Here is a 16,041-nt window from a genome sequence, read left to right as displayed (position 1 = left end):
AATAGTTAGCATGTTTTGGTTATTGGCGACACTCGCCTACCTGCTCGGCTCGCTGTCCTTCGCCATTTTGCTCAGCCGCCTGACCGGTAATCCCGATCCGCGAATGAGTGGCTCGGGCAATGCCGGTGCCACCAACATGTTGCGCCTGGCCGGTAAAAAGCTCGCCGTCCTGACTTTGCTCGGCGACCTGTTCAAAGGCCTTTTGCCGGTGCTGATCGCAGGTCTTGCCGGGCTTTCCCTTCAGGAGCAAGCCTGGATCGGCATCTGCGCCGTCATCGGCCACCTGTTTCCACTGTACTTCCGCTTTCGCGGTGGCAAGGGTGTCGCCACTGCGGCCGGCATGTTGCTGGGACTCTATCCACCCGCGGCCCTGCTGGCGGTCTGTGCCTGGCTGCTGACGTTCTACCTGACCCGCACCAGCTCACTGGCCGCGCTGATCGCAACGCCACTGACCCTGCCGCTGCTGGCCTGGCAGGAACCGGCGGCCCTGCTGCCCATGACCGCACTTACGGGGCTGATTGTATGGCGCCATCGCGGCAATCTACGCGACCTGTTTGCCGGGCGCGAACGGCATTTTTGAATCCTGCACGTGAGTGCCGCTCATCAAAGCGCTGACAATTGCTCCATCGGCCAACGCGCCTGCACGCTGATGGCCAGACTTTCGTGCTGACCGGCCTGTAGGCGCTGGCAACCTGCAAACGCAATCATTGCGCCGTTGTCGGTGCAGAATTCCGGACGGGCATAAAACACATCGCCCTTCATGTCCCTGAGCATTTTCTCCAGGGATGCCCTCAGCGCCTTGTTGGCGCTGACGCCCCCAGCGATCACCAGACGCTTCATGCCCGCCTGTTTCAGGGCTCGCTTGCACTTGATGGTCAAAGTCTCCACCACGGCCTCCTGGAACGCCAGCGAGATGTCGCAACGGGCTTGCTCGCTGTCGTCCCCGGCGCTGACGCATTGCTGCCAGGTGTTCAGGGCAAAGGTTTTCAAGCCGCTGAAGCTGAACGCCAGCCCTGGTCGGTCACACATCGGACGCGGAAAAGTGAAACGTCCGGCAACGCCCTGCTGCGCCAGCTTGGCAATCTCCGGACCACCCGGATAATTGAGCCCCATCATCTTCGCCGTCTTGTCGAACGCTTCACCGGCGGCATCGTCGAGGGTCTCGCCCAACAACGTGTAGTGGCCGATACCGTCGACCTGAACGAGCTGCGTATGACCACCCGACACCAACAAAGCGACGAACGGGAACTCGGGCGGTTGCGGCTCCAGCATCGGTGCCAGCAAGTGACCTTCCATGTGGTGTACGCCGAGGGCTGGAATGCCCCAGGCAAAGGCCAGCGCCTGGGCACAGGAGGCCCCCACCAACAACGCGCCGACCAAGCCGGGACCCGCGGTATAAGCGATGGCATCGATCTCGGTCGGAACGCAGTCGGCCTCGGCCAACACCTGACGGATCAAGGGCAGCATGCGCTTGACATGGTCGCGCGAGGCCAGCTCCGGCACTACGCCGCCATAGGCACGGTGCAGATCGATCTGGCTGAACAGCGCGTCGGCCAAAAGGCCACGTTCACTGTCGTAAAGTGCGACACCGGTTTCGTCGCAAGAGGTTTCTAATCCCAGTACTAGCATGGGTTTACGCCTTGTTTAGGCTGAATTCGAAGGCGCGCATAATAGTCGCCACGTGATGCCCCGACTAGCGGTTTTCGATCAGAGGCTTTGCATTCCGAGCGATGAGGGGTTAACATCCGCAACCCTTAAAAACCGACGTCTTCAAGTGCTCTTTTGCCACGAGGATGTTGACCCCGGTAATGAATGAAGGTAGCTCTGGATGCCAGCCGTCAAAGTAAAAGAGAACGAACCCTTCGACGTAGCTCTGCGTCGTTTCAAGCGCTCCTGCGAAAAAGCCGGTGTACTGGCTGAAGTTCGTAGCCGCGAATTCTACGAGAAGCCTACTTCTGAGCGTAAACGTAAAGCAGCAGCCGCTGTTAAGCGTCACGCCAAGAAAGTACAGCGCGAACAGCGCCGCGCCGTTCGTCTGTACTAATACACAGACGTTCGTAGCAAGCTTCTGCCAAGCCCGGCCCTCAGCCGGGCTAATGGCATTTGCGGAGTACGCTTGATGCTTCACCGTCAAAGCCGCAGACGCGACCGAGACAAACTGCTTCACAGCGTCAGACCTGGCTCTTTTGCCAGCGGTGCACGTCTTTTCTGACGAGCCTTCCAAGGCTACTGACGAGCACACCCACTGATTCCTCTCACGACGATCAGCCCAAGGCACCTTCTTGCGTGCCCGCTTATGAGCTATCCGAGGCTATCGACTGGCCGCAGCGGAGTTCAGCGCAATACTTTCACATAGTCGAATACTGATTGGTACTAACGTCAGTGGATTTTCGGCAGATACACTTCCCGACAGCGATTACGCAGACGACACCGGTCGAGCCGCATGTTTTGCGCGCCTCAAAAAACGACCCGCGTTCGGCCGCCCTTCGTTTCGGGTCCATTTCAGCGCAGTTGACGAGAACGCCATGGCCGGGCTAATTCCCCAGAGCTTCATTGACGACCTTCTGAACCGCACCGACATCGTCGATGTGGTCAGCTCTCGCCTGCAAATGAAAAAGGCCGGCAAGAACTACACCGCCTGCTGCCCGTTTCACAAAGAGAAAACCCCATCCTTCAGCGTCAGCCCCGACAAGCAGTTCTACTATTGCTTCGGCTGCGGCGCTGGCGGTAACGCCCTCGGCTTCATGATGGACCACGACAACCTGGATTTCGTCCAGGCTGTTGAAGAACTGGCCAAAGCCGCCGGCATGGAAATACCCCGCGAAGAAAGCGGCCGGCCGCACAAACCGCGCCAGCCGACCGATTCGCCGCTGTATCCGCTGCTCACCGCCGCTGCCGACTTTTACCGTCAGGCGCTGAAAAGTCATCCATCGCGCAAAGCCGCCGTGGATTACCTGAAAGGTCGCGGTTTGACCGGCGAAATCGCCCGGGACTTCGGCCTCGGCTTCGCCCCGCCCGGCTGGGACAATCTGTTCAAGCACCTGAGCAGCGACACCCTGCAACAGAAAGCCATGGTCGATGCCGGCCTACTGATCGAGAACGCCGAAACCGGCAAACGCTATGACCGCTTCCGCGATCGCGTGATGTTCCCGATCCGTGACAGCCGCGGACGCATCATCGCTTTCGGCGGCCGAGTACTGGGCGACGACAAGCCGAAATACCTGAACTCGCCGGAAACCCCGGTATTCCATAAAGGCCAGGAGCTCTACGGCCTGTATGAAGCGCGAAAAAATAATCGCAACCTCGACGAAATCATCGTTGTCGAAGGCTATATGGATGTCATCGCCCTCGCCCAGCAAGGCCTGCGCAACGCTGTCGCGACCCTGGGCACTGCCACCAGCGAAGAACACATGAAACGACTGTTTCGTGTGGTGCCCAACGTACTGTTCTGCTTCGATGGCGACCAGGCTGGCCGCAACGCCGCATGGCGAGCACTGGAGGCCACGCTGCCGTGCCTGCAAGACGGACGGCGCGCACGCTTTCTGTTCCTGCCCGAAGGCGAAGACCCGGACACACTGGTCCGCTCCGAAGGCACTGACGCTTTTCGCGCGCGAATCAACCAGCACGCTCAGCCATTGGCGGATTATTTCTTTCAGCAGCTGACGGAAGAATCCGATCCGCGCTCGCTCGAAGGCAAGGCCCATATGGCCACCCTCGCCGCGCCGCTTATCGACAAGGTCCCGGGCGCGAACCTGCGCATCCTGATGCGTCAGCGCCTGACCGAGATTACCGGACTCAGCGGCGAAGCCGTGAGCCAACTGGTGCAAAGCGCGCCTCAGGATGCACCGCCGACCTACGACCCGGGCGTCGATTACGACGCCATGCCGGATTACGGCGACTACCATCAGCCGCAGGCACAAGAAATGCATGCGCCGCAGCAGGAATGGACACCGAAAAAACCCGGCGCCGGCGGCAAGAAGTGGGACAAGAAACCATGGGACAAGAATGGCAAACGCGGCGGTGATCGCGATCAACCGAGCGCCCCACGCACGCCGATTGCAGTGGAAGCCCCGACCCTTATTGCGCTGCGCACCCTGATCCATCATCCGGACCTGGCTGGCAAGGTCGAAACCGCCAACCACTTCGCCAACGAAAGCAATACCTATGCTCAGTTGCTGGTCGCGCTGATCGAGGCGGTGCAAAAAAATCCTAAGCTAAACTCAATCCAGTTAATGGCACGCTGGCACGGGACGGAACAGGGGCGCTTGCTCAAGGCGCTGGCGGAAAAGGAATGGCTGATTGAGGGCGACAACCTTGAACAACAGTTTTTAGACACCATTACTAGGCTATCAGCCTCTCAACACACCGATAGCCTGGAAGCACTAATCAGAAAAGCAAGGCAGCCTGGACTGACCGCGGAGGAAGCAAATCAGATAGCAAATCAGATGCGCGACCTATTAAAACGCAATATGGCTGTATCAACCCCGACCTCAACTGGCGCGTGAGGTCATAGCTCAGGTATAATCCTCGGCTTGTTTTTTGCCCGCCAAGACCTTCAGTGGATAGGGTGTTATGTCCGGAAAAGCGCAACAGCAGTCTCGTATCAAAGAGTTGATCACACTTGGTCGTGAGCAGGGCTACCTGACTTACGCGGAGGTCAACGACCACCTGCCGGAGGATATTTCAGATCCGGAACAGGTGGAAGACATCATCCGCATGATCAATGACATGGGGATCAACGTATTCGAGGTTGCGCCAGATAAGGATTCCCTTATGCTGGCTGACGCCGATACCGACGAAGCCGCGGCCGAAGAGGCAGCAGCAGCGTTGGCAGCGGTCGAGACCGACATTGGTCGCACCACCGACCCAGTGCGCATGTACATGCGTGAAATGGGTACGGTAGAGCTCCTCACGCGTGAAGGCGAAATCGAAATCGCCAAGCGTATTGAAGAGGGTATCCGCGAAGTGATGGGCGCAATTGCGCACTTCCCTGGCACGGTTGACCATATTCTCTCCGAATACACTCGCGTCACCACCGAAGGTGGCCGCCTGTCCGACGTCCTGAGCGGTTATATCGACCCGGACGACGGCATTGCGCCGCCTGCTGCAGAAGTGCCGCCGCCAATCGATCCGAAAGCCGTGAAAGCGGACGACGACACCGATGACGACGACGCTGAAGCGACGGATGACGAAGAAGAAGCCGAAAGCGGTCCGGATCCGGTCATCGCAGCCCAGCGCTTTGGCGCTGTCTCCGATCAGATGGAAATCACCCGCAAGGCGCTGAAAAAGCACGGTCGTGGCAACAAGCTGGCAATCGCCGAGCTGGTGCTTCTGGCTGAGCTGTTCATGCCGATCAAACTGGTTCCGAAGCAATTCGAAGGCCTGGTCGAGCGTGTTCGCAGTGCCCTGGATCGTCTGCGTCAGCAAGAGCGCGCGATCATGCAGCTTTGTGTTCGTGATGCGCGCATGCCGCGTGCCGACTTCCTGCGCCAGTTCCCGGGCCACGAAGTCGACGAAAGCTGGACGGATGCACTGGCCAAAGGCAAAAGCAAATATGCTGAAGCCGTTGGTCGCCTGCAACCGGACATCATTCGTTGCCAGCAGAAGCTGAAAGCGCTGGAAACCGAAACCGGTTTGACGATCGCCGAAATCAAGGACATCAACCGTCGCATGTCGATCGGTGAGGCCAAGGCCCGCCGCGCGAAGAAAGAGATGGTTGAAGCGAACTTGCGTCTGGTGATCTCCATCGCCAAGAAGTACACCAACCGTGGCTTGCAATTCCTCGATCTGATCCAGGAAGGCAACATTGGTTTGATGAAAGCGGTAGACAAGTTCGAATACCGCCGCGGCTACAAATTCTCGACTTATGCCACCTGGTGGATCCGTCAGGCGATCACTCGCTCGATCGCCGACCAGGCCCGCACCATCCGTATTCCGGTGCACATGATCGAGACGATCAACAAGCTCAACCGTATTTCCCGGCAGATGTTGCAGGAAATGGGTCGCGAACCGACCCCGGAAGAGCTGGGCGAACGCATGGAAATGCCTGAGGACAAGATCCGCAAGGTATTGAAGATCGCTAAAGAGCCGATCTCCATGGAAACCCCGATCGGTGATGACGAAGACTCCCATCTGGGTGACTTCATCGAAGACTCGACCATGCAGTCGCCAATCGATGTCGCCACCGTTGAGAGCCTTAAAGAAGCGACTCGCGAAGTGCTGTCCGGCCTCACTGCCCGTGAAGCCAAGGTGCTGCGCATGCGCTTCGGTATCGACATGAATACCGACCACACCCTCGAGGAGGTTGGTAAACAGTTCGACGTGACCCGTGAACGGATTCGTCAGATCGAAGCCAAGGCGTTGCGCAAGCTACGCCACCCGACGAGAAGCGAGCATTTGCGCTCCTTCCTCGACGAGTGATCACAAAACCCCCGGCCCAGGCCGGGGGTTTTGCTTTATACAGATTAAATCCCCCGCACCTCTCCCCCTCCGAATTGCCCGTCTACACTCGAAACATTCCCCCCGAGCCATAACGAGACCGGTTATGCCCATACTGCCGTCCATGCTTTTTTTGCTGTCTCTGATGACCTGGACCGCAACGGCTGGCGCGCTGACTCTTACCGACGAAGAACGTGGCTGGCTGAAGGCTCACCCCGACTTGCGCCTGGGTGTCGATGCATCCTGGCCGCCATTTGAATTTCGCGACGACCAAGGCCGCTACCAAGGCTTGGCAGCAGACTACATCGACGTGATCCGTCAACGGCTGGCCATCAAGCTGACACCCATCGAGCCAATCAGCTGGACCGAAGTATTGCAGCAGGCCAAACAGGGCAAACTCGACGTCCTTCCGGGCATCATGTCGACCCCGGAGCGCCAATCGTACCTGTCGTTTACCCGTCCCTACCTGGACTTTCCGATCGTCATCCTCGCCCATGTCGGAGGCCCGCAACCGCGCAAACTTGAAGACTTGTACGGGTTGAAGATCGCCGTGGTAGAAAACTATGCGCCCCATGAGCTGTTGCGCACGCACCACCCCGACCTGAATCTGGTGGCGATGCCCAATGTCAGCTCGGCCTTGCAGGCGCTGGCTACCGATAAAGTAGACGCCGTTGTGGGCGATCTCGCCTCCAGCGTCTGGAGCCTGCGTCAACTCAAGCTCGAGGGCCTGTATGTCAGCGGCGAAACACCCTATCGCTATCAGCTGGCAATGGCCGTGCCCCCTGACAACAAGCTACTGGTTGGCATCCTCGATAAAGTCCTGGCGGATATGACCCCAAGTGAAGTCAATGCCATTCAGGAGCATTGGGTCGGCAATGTCCTGGATCATCGAACCTTCTGGTCGGACTTACTGGTTTATGGCCTGCCTGGGCTGCTGTTTTTGATAATCATGCTGGCGATCGTCATTCGTATTAACCGCCGATTGAGTTCGGAAATTGCTCGTCGAGTCGATCTGGAGCAAGAACTGCGCAGTAGCGAATATCATTACCGTGGACTGGTAGAGAGCCTTTCGGCCATCGCCTGGGAAGCACGGATGAGCGATTACACCTACAGCTACGTGTCACCCCACGCCGAAGCCCTGCTCGGTTATCCCCTGTCCCATTGGCTGATTCCAGGCTTCTGGCGCAACATCATTCATCCGGCAGACCTGACCCGGACCCAGACATTCTGCGATCACGAAGTGTTGGCCGGGCGCGATTACAGCGTCGATTACCGGGTCATCACGGCCGATGGCCGGTGCCTTTGGGTGCGCGATATCGTCAGCCTGATCGAGCATGGCCATGAACCGGTGCTGCGCGGCTTGATGATCGACATCAGCGATGCCAAGCGCACCGAAGAGGCACTGCGCCTCTCCGAGCAAAAATTCGCCTCCGTGTTCAAGCAATGCCCGGACATCCTGGTGATTGCGCGGCTGTCCGACGGCTGCCTGCTGGAAGTCAACAAAGCGTTCGAGGAGCAGATAGGCCTCAAGGCCGAAGACGTCATTGGCCAGACCGCCACCGACCTCAATATCTGGGGCATACCCGGTGTAGGCCCGGGTTTGTTGCAGCGCCTGCAGGCTGGCAGCATCCGCAACCTGGAAATGCCCTTTCGGCGCAACAACGGCCAGGTGTTTACCGGCCTGATTTCCGCTGAGCCTTTTGATCTCGATACGACGCCTGCCCTGGTCGTCGTGGTGCGCGATATCAGCCAGCTCAAGGAAACCCAGCAACAACTGCAAACCTCTGAAGAAAAATTCGCCAAGGCCTTCCATGCCTCCCCGGACGGTTTGTTGTTGTCCCGACAGAGCGACGGGTTGCTGCTGGAGGTCAATGAAGGCTTCAGCCGTATCACAGGTTTCAACAGCGCCATGTCTGTGGACCGCTCAGCCCTGGAACTGGGGATTTGGGTCAATCTGAACGAACGCAAACAGATGCTCGACTTGCTGCATCGCGATGGTTTCGTTCGCGACTTCACCTGCCACATCCGCCGCAGCGACGGGCAGATCCGTCTCTGCGAAGTGTCCAGCCGTCCGCTGCCCATCGGCGATGAAGACTGCATGCTGACTATTGCGCGGGACATCACCGAGCGACACCTGATGCAGGAGAAACTGCAACAGGCCGCCACCGTGTTCGAAAGCACCGCCGAAGGCGTGTTGATCACCGACACCCAGCAGCACATCAGTGCGGTCAACCGCGCCTTTACCGAGATTACCGGCTACAGCGAGAGCGAAGCACTGGGGCATACCCCCCGCCTGCTCGCCTCCGGCCTGCACGACAGCGCGTTCTATGCGGCAATGTGGCACCAGCTGACGGCCGAGGGTCACTGGCAAGGCGAGATTTCCAACCGGCGCAAAAATGGCGAGCTCTACCCAAGCTGGCTGACCATCAGCGCCGTGCGCAACCGCGAAAAGTTCATCACCCACTTTGTGGCGGTATTTGCCGACATTTCCAGCCTCAAGCACGCTCAAGCCAAACTTGACTACCAGGCGCACCACGATCCGCTGACCGGCCTGCCCAACCGCACGCTGTTCGAGAGCCGGCTGCTGACCGCACTCAATACCCAACAGGAAAATGGCGGCCAGGGCGCGGTGCTGTTTCTCGACCTCGACCGTTTCAAACACATCAATGACAGCCTTGGCCATCCGGTCGGTGACCTGCTGCTCAAAGGCATCGCCGTGCGCCTCAAGGAGCAGTTGCGCGATATCGATACCGTTGCGCGGCTGGGCGGTGACGAATTCATCATTCTGCTGCCCGGCCTGCAGCAGGCCAGCGACGCAGACAATATTGCGACCAAGTTGCTTAACTGCTTCGCCGCCCCTTTCCAGGCCGGCGAACACGAGTTTTTCATCAGCGCCAGCATCGGCACCAGCCTGTACCCCAGGGACGGCTGCGATGTCGCCACATTGGTCAAGAACGCCGATGCCGCCATGTATCGTTCCAAGGCCAAGGGGCGTAACCGGGTCGAAAGCTACACCCGCGACCTCACGGCCCAGGCCAGCGAACGCGTGGCGCTGGAACATGAATTGCGGCGAGCCATGGAACGCAATGAGCTGTTTCTGTACTACCAACCGAAAATCAGCCTCGTGGACCATCGACTGGTCGGCGCCGAAGCGCTCATACGCTGGCACCACCCGACCTTCGGTGCGGTGCCGCCGGAACACTTCATTCCCTTGGCAGAAGAAAACGGCATGATTCTGCAAATCGGTGACTGGGTACTGGAAACCGCCTGCCGGCAGATGTACGAATGGAACCAGGTGTATGAAAGCGTCGGCCCACTGTCGGTGAACCTCGCCGGCGCTCAATTACGTCAGCCGAACCTGCTTGGACGAATCGAACAACTGCTCAATGACCACGGCCTGGCGCCAGGTTTTCTGCAACTGGAAATTACCGAAAACTTCATCATGAGCCAGGCCGAAGAAGCACTGACAGTGCTGCACCAACTCAAGCACCTGGGCGTGCAATTGGCGATCGACGACTTCGGTACGGGCTACTCGTCCCTGAGCTACCTCAAGCGCCTGCCGCTGGACATTCTCAAGATCGACCAGTCCTTCGTCCGTGGCCTGCCTGACGATCCGCACGATGCAGCGATTGTCCGGGCCATTATTGCCTTGGGTCGCAGCATGCAATTCACGGTCATCGCAGAGGGCGTCGAAACCTTGGCGCAACAGCAATTCCTTACTGAGGAAGGCTGCGAACAGATCCAGGGCTACATCGTCAGCCTGCCTCTCCCCGCAGATGAATTCGCCGCGACGTTTCTTCATATAGCCGTATCGGATTTTTCGGATAGCACAGCCGAGAAACCATCGCTATAATCCGCGGCCTACTGAGGGCCTATAGCTCAGTTGGTTAGAGCAGAGGACTCATAATCCTTTGGTCCACGGTTCAAGTCCGTGTGGGCCCACCAAACAAGAAAGCCGCGCTGATGCGCGGCGTTCTTCAGATCTAATGATTGACGCTAATATCGACTTTCATTAGATTCGAGCTGTCGAAGCGACTGACCGGATGAGATTGAGCGCTTCCCAGCGGCGAAAGCCGTAACCGCGCAAGGCGGTTCGCAAGTGGTGTCCGGACCTGCTTTACCAAATCGAAGAAGACGCCTATGGCGTCTTTTTTCGTTTCTGCCCTAGCCAATACAGACCTACTCATAGTTCTTTAGTCCACGATTCATCCGTGTGGACCCACCAAACACGAAAGCCGCGCAAATGCGCGGCTTTCTGTTTTTCTGAGCTTAACGATTGGCCTAAGAGATCAGACCAGTCGAGCCAAAAAGGCGACAGCAACAAAAGTTACAAGAGCCAACGCGGCACCGAGGCCAAACGGCAGAAGGATCGCTCGGGTTGCGGTTGGGGTTGGGCTACGCATGTCTTCAGCCAAAGCGGCCACGTCACGGTGTAACTGTTCAATGCTGGCCTGAGTCGTTGGAGGTGTGGACATACTGCGTCTTCCTGCAGGGATCACGGGTCGCGCCTATGCGCTAACCCTTGTTAGGTAAGGTGAGCTGCTAAGCGGTAAAACTCAAGCATCCCCGATGATTGGTCGCTTCCATGTGTTGGAATTTTAAAGTTTGGACCACAGTCCGACGGCGGCGACAACGGCGGTCACCAGACCAGCGCCCACTGCAAATGGATACCAAAAAGCCTCCTGCCTAAGTTTGCTTTCTTCTGCCATAAACTTGCGGGTTTCGGCCATGAATTTCCGGATTTCGACTTGAAGCTTATCGAGCTCCAGATTATCGCGGTCATTTTGCAGCATCAGTCATCCTATCGGGGCTCGGGTCGCGTCCTGTGCAATGCTCCGCGGCGGAACGTGAGTCATTTTCCTTTGTGCCCTTAGGTTATATTTTACGCAATCGTCGGGTTATCGGATGACGTCCTCTAAGGTTGTAGGCAAACTCCGAGAATTGCGTAATGGGTGCGTTTGGGCACTTTGCAGCCTTGTTGGCGTTCTCTTCGACGGGATACTCTCCGGACGTCGCTGCAAATGCAGTGATCGGGTGTGGTAACCCGGTGAAACCAGCGCAACAGTGCACTCATCACGAAAACAGGCGGTTTTTATCCTGTGGTTTCGATATGGCGGCTGTGCGTGGGACGCTTTCGGGCGTGCCGGTTTCCTTGGTTCCCGGTTTACCACCCTGCGTACAGCTGCCTCCCTTTCGTGTGGTAACGAAAGTGGCAGTTCCTCGAACCCAGGAGTTTTACCTTGAATAAAACAAGTCCATCCGCAGTATCAGACCTGAAAACCATCGGTTTCACCCCACTCATCTACTGCTCGGATCAGGCGTTGTTCAACGTCCGCGCTGGTGTCCCCATCGTCGATGCGTTGTCACAAGCCTCCGATTTGCTGTTCCTCGCCAAATCTTTTGCCGAGGACGCAGCCTACGCAAAAGACACCGACCGCCACGCATGGGCCGCGCACTATCTGACGGCGATGGGTAAGGCGGTTATTGATGATGTAGTGAAGGTGTTGACACCTCGGCCTCCCCGGACCGAAACGGAATCCGAAGAACAGTAACGAGCCATCTCTGATGGGGCTCCCCAATATTTGAGCGGGTCATCACGATTGGGATGGCTGCTAGAGGCTTCTAGCAAATCTGTATATCTGCCTTCCTTTCACGGTTCCCCGCTTATCCGGCGCCGCGCTAATGCGCGGCTTTTCCGTTTCTGGCGCTCAGCTTTTCCAAGCGCTTTTTCCGTCAGAAGCATCTGAATTACCCAAAACGAGTTCACCTCGACATGCCAGCAAACTAAAGTCGAGGGTCAAAATAAAAGGTGAATTTTATGTACCACTACGTAGAAAGCGGCCTACCGAACGTATGGCTTAGCAATGGCTTCGTGGTGAAACAGACCGCATATGGCGAGTCTGTCGCCATCACGGATGTGAAGGGCCTGCATGACGTAATCGGCAAGGCCATCGCTGAGAAACCTTCAGTGCTGACGGGGGCTGAGTTTAGATTTTTAAGGAAAGAGCTTGGGCTGTCTCAGGAAAGTCTCGCCGAGATCGTCGGTTTGACGAGTCAAGCCGTAGCGATATGGGAAAAAACCGACAAAATTCCGATGGTAAACGACCGGTATTTGCGTGGTCTTTATCTTGAAGCCAAAACTGGCGAAGCGGATCTCATGGCAGCTATCAATACCATCAACAAACTGGACCATGACCTTTATAAATTGAATCTGGAGTTCGAAGGCGAATGGCACAATCAGGCAAAAGTATGCGCTTGAGCCTAACGACATTGCTGACAGCCCCGGCAGAAATGCCGGGGTTAATAAGCTCTGATACGTGACGCAGGAATCGCCTGCACTAACCGCAGCCCTTCCAGCACCTCCCTCGTCAACACCCCCTCATACGTATCCGCCGCCCTGCCCCATTGCTCCACAATGACCATGCCGTCTACCAGCATCCTCGCCAGTCCGGTAATCGTATCGGCCAGTTCTTCTACGAGGGTTTGAGTCCGAAACCACAGGCGATCCGTTATCTCTTTCAGTTCGGCCGCTGTACGGTCAGACGACGCCGAATTCGTATCGGGGTAAGTGATGTTGCGCAGCAAGTGCCCTAACTCCCTTATTTTTGCGTAATCCTGTTCCGCCCCCAGCTCCCCTTTCAGGATCGTGGCTGCCTTGCGCTTATCGACGCGTTTGCCGGATGACTGTTCCGAGGCCAATGACTGCCCCATCGCGCCCGCAAAGAGCACCATCATCCGGGCCTCCAAATAGTCCTGTACGGCATCTATCGACGACATTGACCGCGCCAAGGTAATGGAGGCCCCTGCTTGATGCCTCAAATCCATGGTGACTTTCAGGGTCACGCCGCCCGTTTCAAACCCTAAGGCGCGGGCAACGACGTAGTGCCCCATTTCGTGATGGGCAATCTGCACTGCATGATCCCGTACAGCGGAAGGCATTTTCTGCGTCATATTCATCACCTCGCATCCCTCGATTTCGCATTCGACTATGACTGTCTGTTGGTGTCCATCCCGGCATCCGCGCCCCACCCGGGTTGAACTCCACAATAGAAAAAGCCGCGCAATGGCGCGGCTTTTTCGTACCTGCGATTCAGACTTTACTTGGGCAACGCGTAGGCAATCACATAGTCACCGCGATCCGGCGACTGACGAGCGCCACCGACGGTGAGCAGGATGTACTGCTTGCCGGTTTTAGGCGAAACGTAGGTCATCGGCCCCGACTGGCTACCGACGGGCAAACGCGACTTCCAGATCTCATTACCGTTGCCGGTATCGAAAGCACGCAGGTAGAAATCCTGAGTGCCGGCGAAGAACAACAGGCCCGACTGGGTGGCCAGCGAAGCGCCGAGGGTCGGCATGCCGATCGGGATCGGCAGGTGCATGCGGATGCCCAACGGACCAGTGTCTTGCACGGTGCCAACCGGGACCTGCCACATCAGTTTGTGGGTCTTGAGGTCGATGGCGGACATCGTGCCGAACGGCGGTTTCTGGCACGGAATGCCGGCCGCCGACAGAAAGCGTTCGCGCATGGCACCGAACGGCGTGCCTTCCTGCGGCACCACGCCCATTTCGATACCACTGGCCCCGGCAGCAATCTTGTTGCGCGGGATCATGTAGTTGGCGAGGCCCAGGCGCATGTCGTTGACGAACATGTAGTTCGTGTTCGGGTCCACCGAAACGCTGCCCCAGTTCATGCCCCCCAGCGAGCCCGGGAATTGCAACGCACGATCAAGGCCCGGCGGGGTGTAGACGCCTTCATGGCGCATGCCTTTGAACTGGATGCGGCACATCAACTGGTCAAACGGCGTGGCGCCCCACATGTCGGACTCGGTCAGGGTTTTGTTGCCGATTGACGGCATGTCCACCGAGAACGGCTGGGTCGGCGAGTAGCGTTCGCCGGGCACGTTTCCCTGTGGCACCGGGCGTTCCTCGACGCGGGCGATTGGGACGCCGGTTTCGCGGTTGAGCAGGAAGATCTCGCCCTGTTTGGTGACTTGCGCCAAGGCCGGCTGCATGCCGCCTTTTTCGTCCGGCACGTCATACAGCAGCGGTTGCGCCGGCAGGTCAAAGTCCCACAAATCGTGGTGAGTGGTCTGGAAGTGCCAACGCACCTGACCGGTCTTCACATCGACGGCAACGATGGACGAGTTCCACTTGTCATCGAATGCCGTGCGCTGGCCGCCGAAAAAGTCCGGTGTGGCGTTGCCGGTTGGCAGGTACACGAGACCGAGTCTGGCGTCGTAGGACATGGCCGACCAGACGTTCGGCGTGCCACGGGTGTAGGTCTCACCAGCCGGTGGACGTTTGGTCGTGTTCGGGTTGCCCGGATCCCACGCCCACACCAGTTCACCACTGCGCACGTCGTATGCGCGGACAACGCCTGGCGGTTCGCCGGTGGAATAGTTATCGGCAACTCGACCGCCGACAATCACCACATCACCCGCCACCAATGGGGTCGACGTCTGCTGGTAGTAACCGGGCTTCACTTCGCCCATGTCGATGGTCAGATCGACCGTGCCTTTGTTGCCGAACTCTTCGCAGGGCTTGCCGGTATCAGCATTGATCGCAATCAGGCGCGCATCGCCGGTCGGCAGAAACAGACGTTTCGTACAGGCAGTGGGCTGGGTTGGCGAGGACGCAGGGGTTTCGGAATAGCCCAGGCCCCGGCAGCGCTGCCAGTTAGGCGCGGTGCCTTGCGGGTCGAATTTCCAGCGCTGAGTGCCGGTGTCGGCGTCCAGGGCGAAGACTTTGCCGTAGGCGGTGCAGGTGTAGACCGTGTCGCCGATTTGCAGCGGCGTGTTCTGGTCTTCGGCGCCGGCGCCGGTGCTTTGCGGGATGTCGCCGGTATGGAAGGTCCACGCCACCTGCAACTTGTCGATGTTGCCTTTGTTGATCTGATCCAGCGCGGCAAAACGGTTACCGGCTGTAGTGTTGCCCCAGTGGGCCCAGTCTTTCTGTTCGGAGCCGGGTGTGACCGGCGTTACAGCCGGCTCGGTGCTGGCTTTGACGACGTGAGTCGGCACGAACATGTACGCCATCGTTGCAACAACGCCGACGCCGAGGATACCGGCCAGGCCATATGCACCACGGCCCGCCGTCGCGCCCGAAGCACGCACCAGCGTCGGATAGATCAGCGCCACGTCCAGGCCGATCACGGCAAAGGTCAGCACGCGTGAGACCAGTGGCCAGTATTCAAAACCGCCGTCCCATACCGCCCAGATCGCTGTCAGGATCAACGCCACGCCATACAGCCACGCGCCTTGCGGCTTGCAACGGGCAATCATCAGCCCCGAAACCAGCATCGCCAGGCCCATCAGCAGGAAGTACGCGCTCCCGCCGAGCGACATCAGATAACCACCGCCGCCGGCCAGGCCGAGTCCGATCAACGCGATCAGGACACCCAGCCCCAACAGCAACCATTTGCCGCCGCCGGCAGCCCCAGAATTATTCATGTCGGAAATTATCCCCATTTGTGACAAGCGCGAAATGATGTACTACCTAGTTACTTATGGCAATTTGTCGCAGATAAAAATGTCCCGAACGGTACTGAGGCCAGATCAAACCTGCGTTGTGCGAGCCGTGCTGTAACATGCCAAATCAATG

The 16,041-nt window shown here is 58.1% G+C and carries 11 protein-coding genes and 1 tRNA gene; 8 read left to right on the top strand and 4 right to left on the bottom strand.

Translation table 11 applies throughout. The features are described from left to right. The first annotated feature begins 10 nt into the window (after positions 1-10). The gene (gene plsY, locus ACM6I0_RS18660) at positions 11-580 is read left to right on the top strand and encodes a glycerol-3-phosphate 1-O-acyltransferase PlsY (protein ID WP_285432627.1); all 570 of its coding nucleotides are present in this window, start codon (positions 11-13) and stop codon (positions 578-580) included. A gap of 23 nt (positions 581-603) precedes the next feature. Here plsY and tsaD read toward each other — a convergent pair whose 3' ends face one another. Continuing rightward, on the bottom strand, positions 604-1,629 hold the full coding sequence (tsaD, locus tag ACM6I0_RS18655) for a tRNA (adenosine(37)-N6)-threonylcarbamoyltransferase complex transferase subunit TsaD (protein WP_414922983.1): 1,026 nt from the start codon (positions 1,627-1,629) through the stop codon (positions 604-606). Positions 1,630-1,828: 199 nt separating this feature from the next. Here tsaD and rpsU point away from each other — a divergent pair, with 199 nt between their 5' ends. The 5 genes from rpsU (at position 1,829) to ACM6I0_RS18630 (ending at position 10,383) form a co-directional block, all read left to right on the top strand. Further along, a complete protein-coding gene (gene rpsU / locus ACM6I0_RS18650) occupies positions 1,829-2,044 on the top strand; it encodes a 30S ribosomal protein S21 (RefSeq protein ID WP_002551877.1) in 216 nt (71 codons plus the stop codon). 481 nt (positions 2,045-2,525) lie between these two features. Next, complete coding sequence (gene dnaG, locus ACM6I0_RS18645) at positions 2,526-4,505, top strand: DNA primase (RefSeq protein ID WP_414922982.1); 1,980 nt, start codon at positions 2,526-2,528, stop codon at positions 4,503-4,505. A 67-nt stretch (positions 4,506-4,572) separates the two neighbouring features. Next, positions 4,573-6,420, top strand: a complete 1,848-nt coding sequence (gene rpoD, locus ACM6I0_RS18640; RefSeq protein ID WP_285432633.1) for an RNA polymerase sigma factor RpoD — start codon at positions 4,573-4,575, stop codon at positions 6,418-6,420. Between the two features lie 124 nt (positions 6,421-6,544). After that, complete coding sequence (locus ACM6I0_RS18635; protein ID WP_414922981.1) at positions 6,545-10,291, top strand: bifunctional diguanylate cyclase/phosphodiesterase; 3,747 nt, start codon at positions 6,545-6,547, stop codon at positions 10,289-10,291. Between the two features lie 15 nt (positions 10,292-10,306). Then, positions 10,307-10,383 (top strand) — tRNA-Ile (locus tag ACM6I0_RS18630). A gap of 653 nt (positions 10,384-11,036) precedes the next feature. Here the strand turns inward: ACM6I0_RS18630 and ACM6I0_RS18625 are convergent. Then, positions 11,037-11,231, bottom strand: coding sequence for a hypothetical protein (locus ACM6I0_RS18625; RefSeq protein ID WP_222588712.1), 195 nt, complete (start codon positions 11,229-11,231; stop codon positions 11,037-11,039). 447 nt (positions 11,232-11,678) lie between these two features. Here ACM6I0_RS18625 and ACM6I0_RS18620 point away from each other — a divergent pair, with 447 nt between their 5' ends. Then, positions 11,679-11,990 (top strand): DUF3077 domain-containing protein, encoded by a 312-nt coding sequence (locus ACM6I0_RS18620; protein ID WP_285432635.1) that lies wholly within the window; start codon positions 11,679-11,681, stop codon positions 11,988-11,990. Positions 11,991-12,256: 266 nt separating this feature from the next. Then, entirely contained in the window at positions 12,257-12,697 is a 441-nt protein-coding gene (locus ACM6I0_RS18615) for a transcriptional regulator (protein WP_090179064.1), read from the top strand. A 41-nt stretch (positions 12,698-12,738) separates the two neighbouring features. Here ACM6I0_RS18615 and ACM6I0_RS18610 read toward each other — a convergent pair whose 3' ends face one another. Together ACM6I0_RS18610 and ACM6I0_RS18605 are read right to left on the bottom strand one after the other, a co-directional pair. Continuing rightward, positions 12,739-13,389 carry a peptidase M41 gene (locus ACM6I0_RS18610; protein WP_285432998.1) on the bottom strand — a complete coding sequence of 217 codons (651 nt, stop codon included), beginning with the start codon at positions 13,387-13,389 and terminating at the stop codon, positions 12,739-12,741. A gap of 146 nt (positions 13,390-13,535) precedes the next feature. Further along, the gene (locus ACM6I0_RS18605; protein WP_285432638.1) at positions 13,536-15,890 is read right to left on the bottom strand and encodes a glucose/quinate/shikimate family membrane-bound PQQ-dependent dehydrogenase; all 2,355 of its coding nucleotides are present in this window, start codon (positions 15,888-15,890) and stop codon (positions 13,536-13,538) included. Between the last annotated feature and the right edge of the window lie 151 nt (positions 15,891-16,041).

Origin of the sequence: Pseudomonas sp. IT-P294 (assembly GCF_949767865.1) — a bacterium.
In the GTDB taxonomy this organism is placed as follows: domain Bacteria; phylum Pseudomonadota; class Gammaproteobacteria; order Pseudomonadales; family Pseudomonadaceae; genus Aquipseudomonas.
This window is presented reverse-complemented; position numbering and strand designations above follow the sequence as displayed.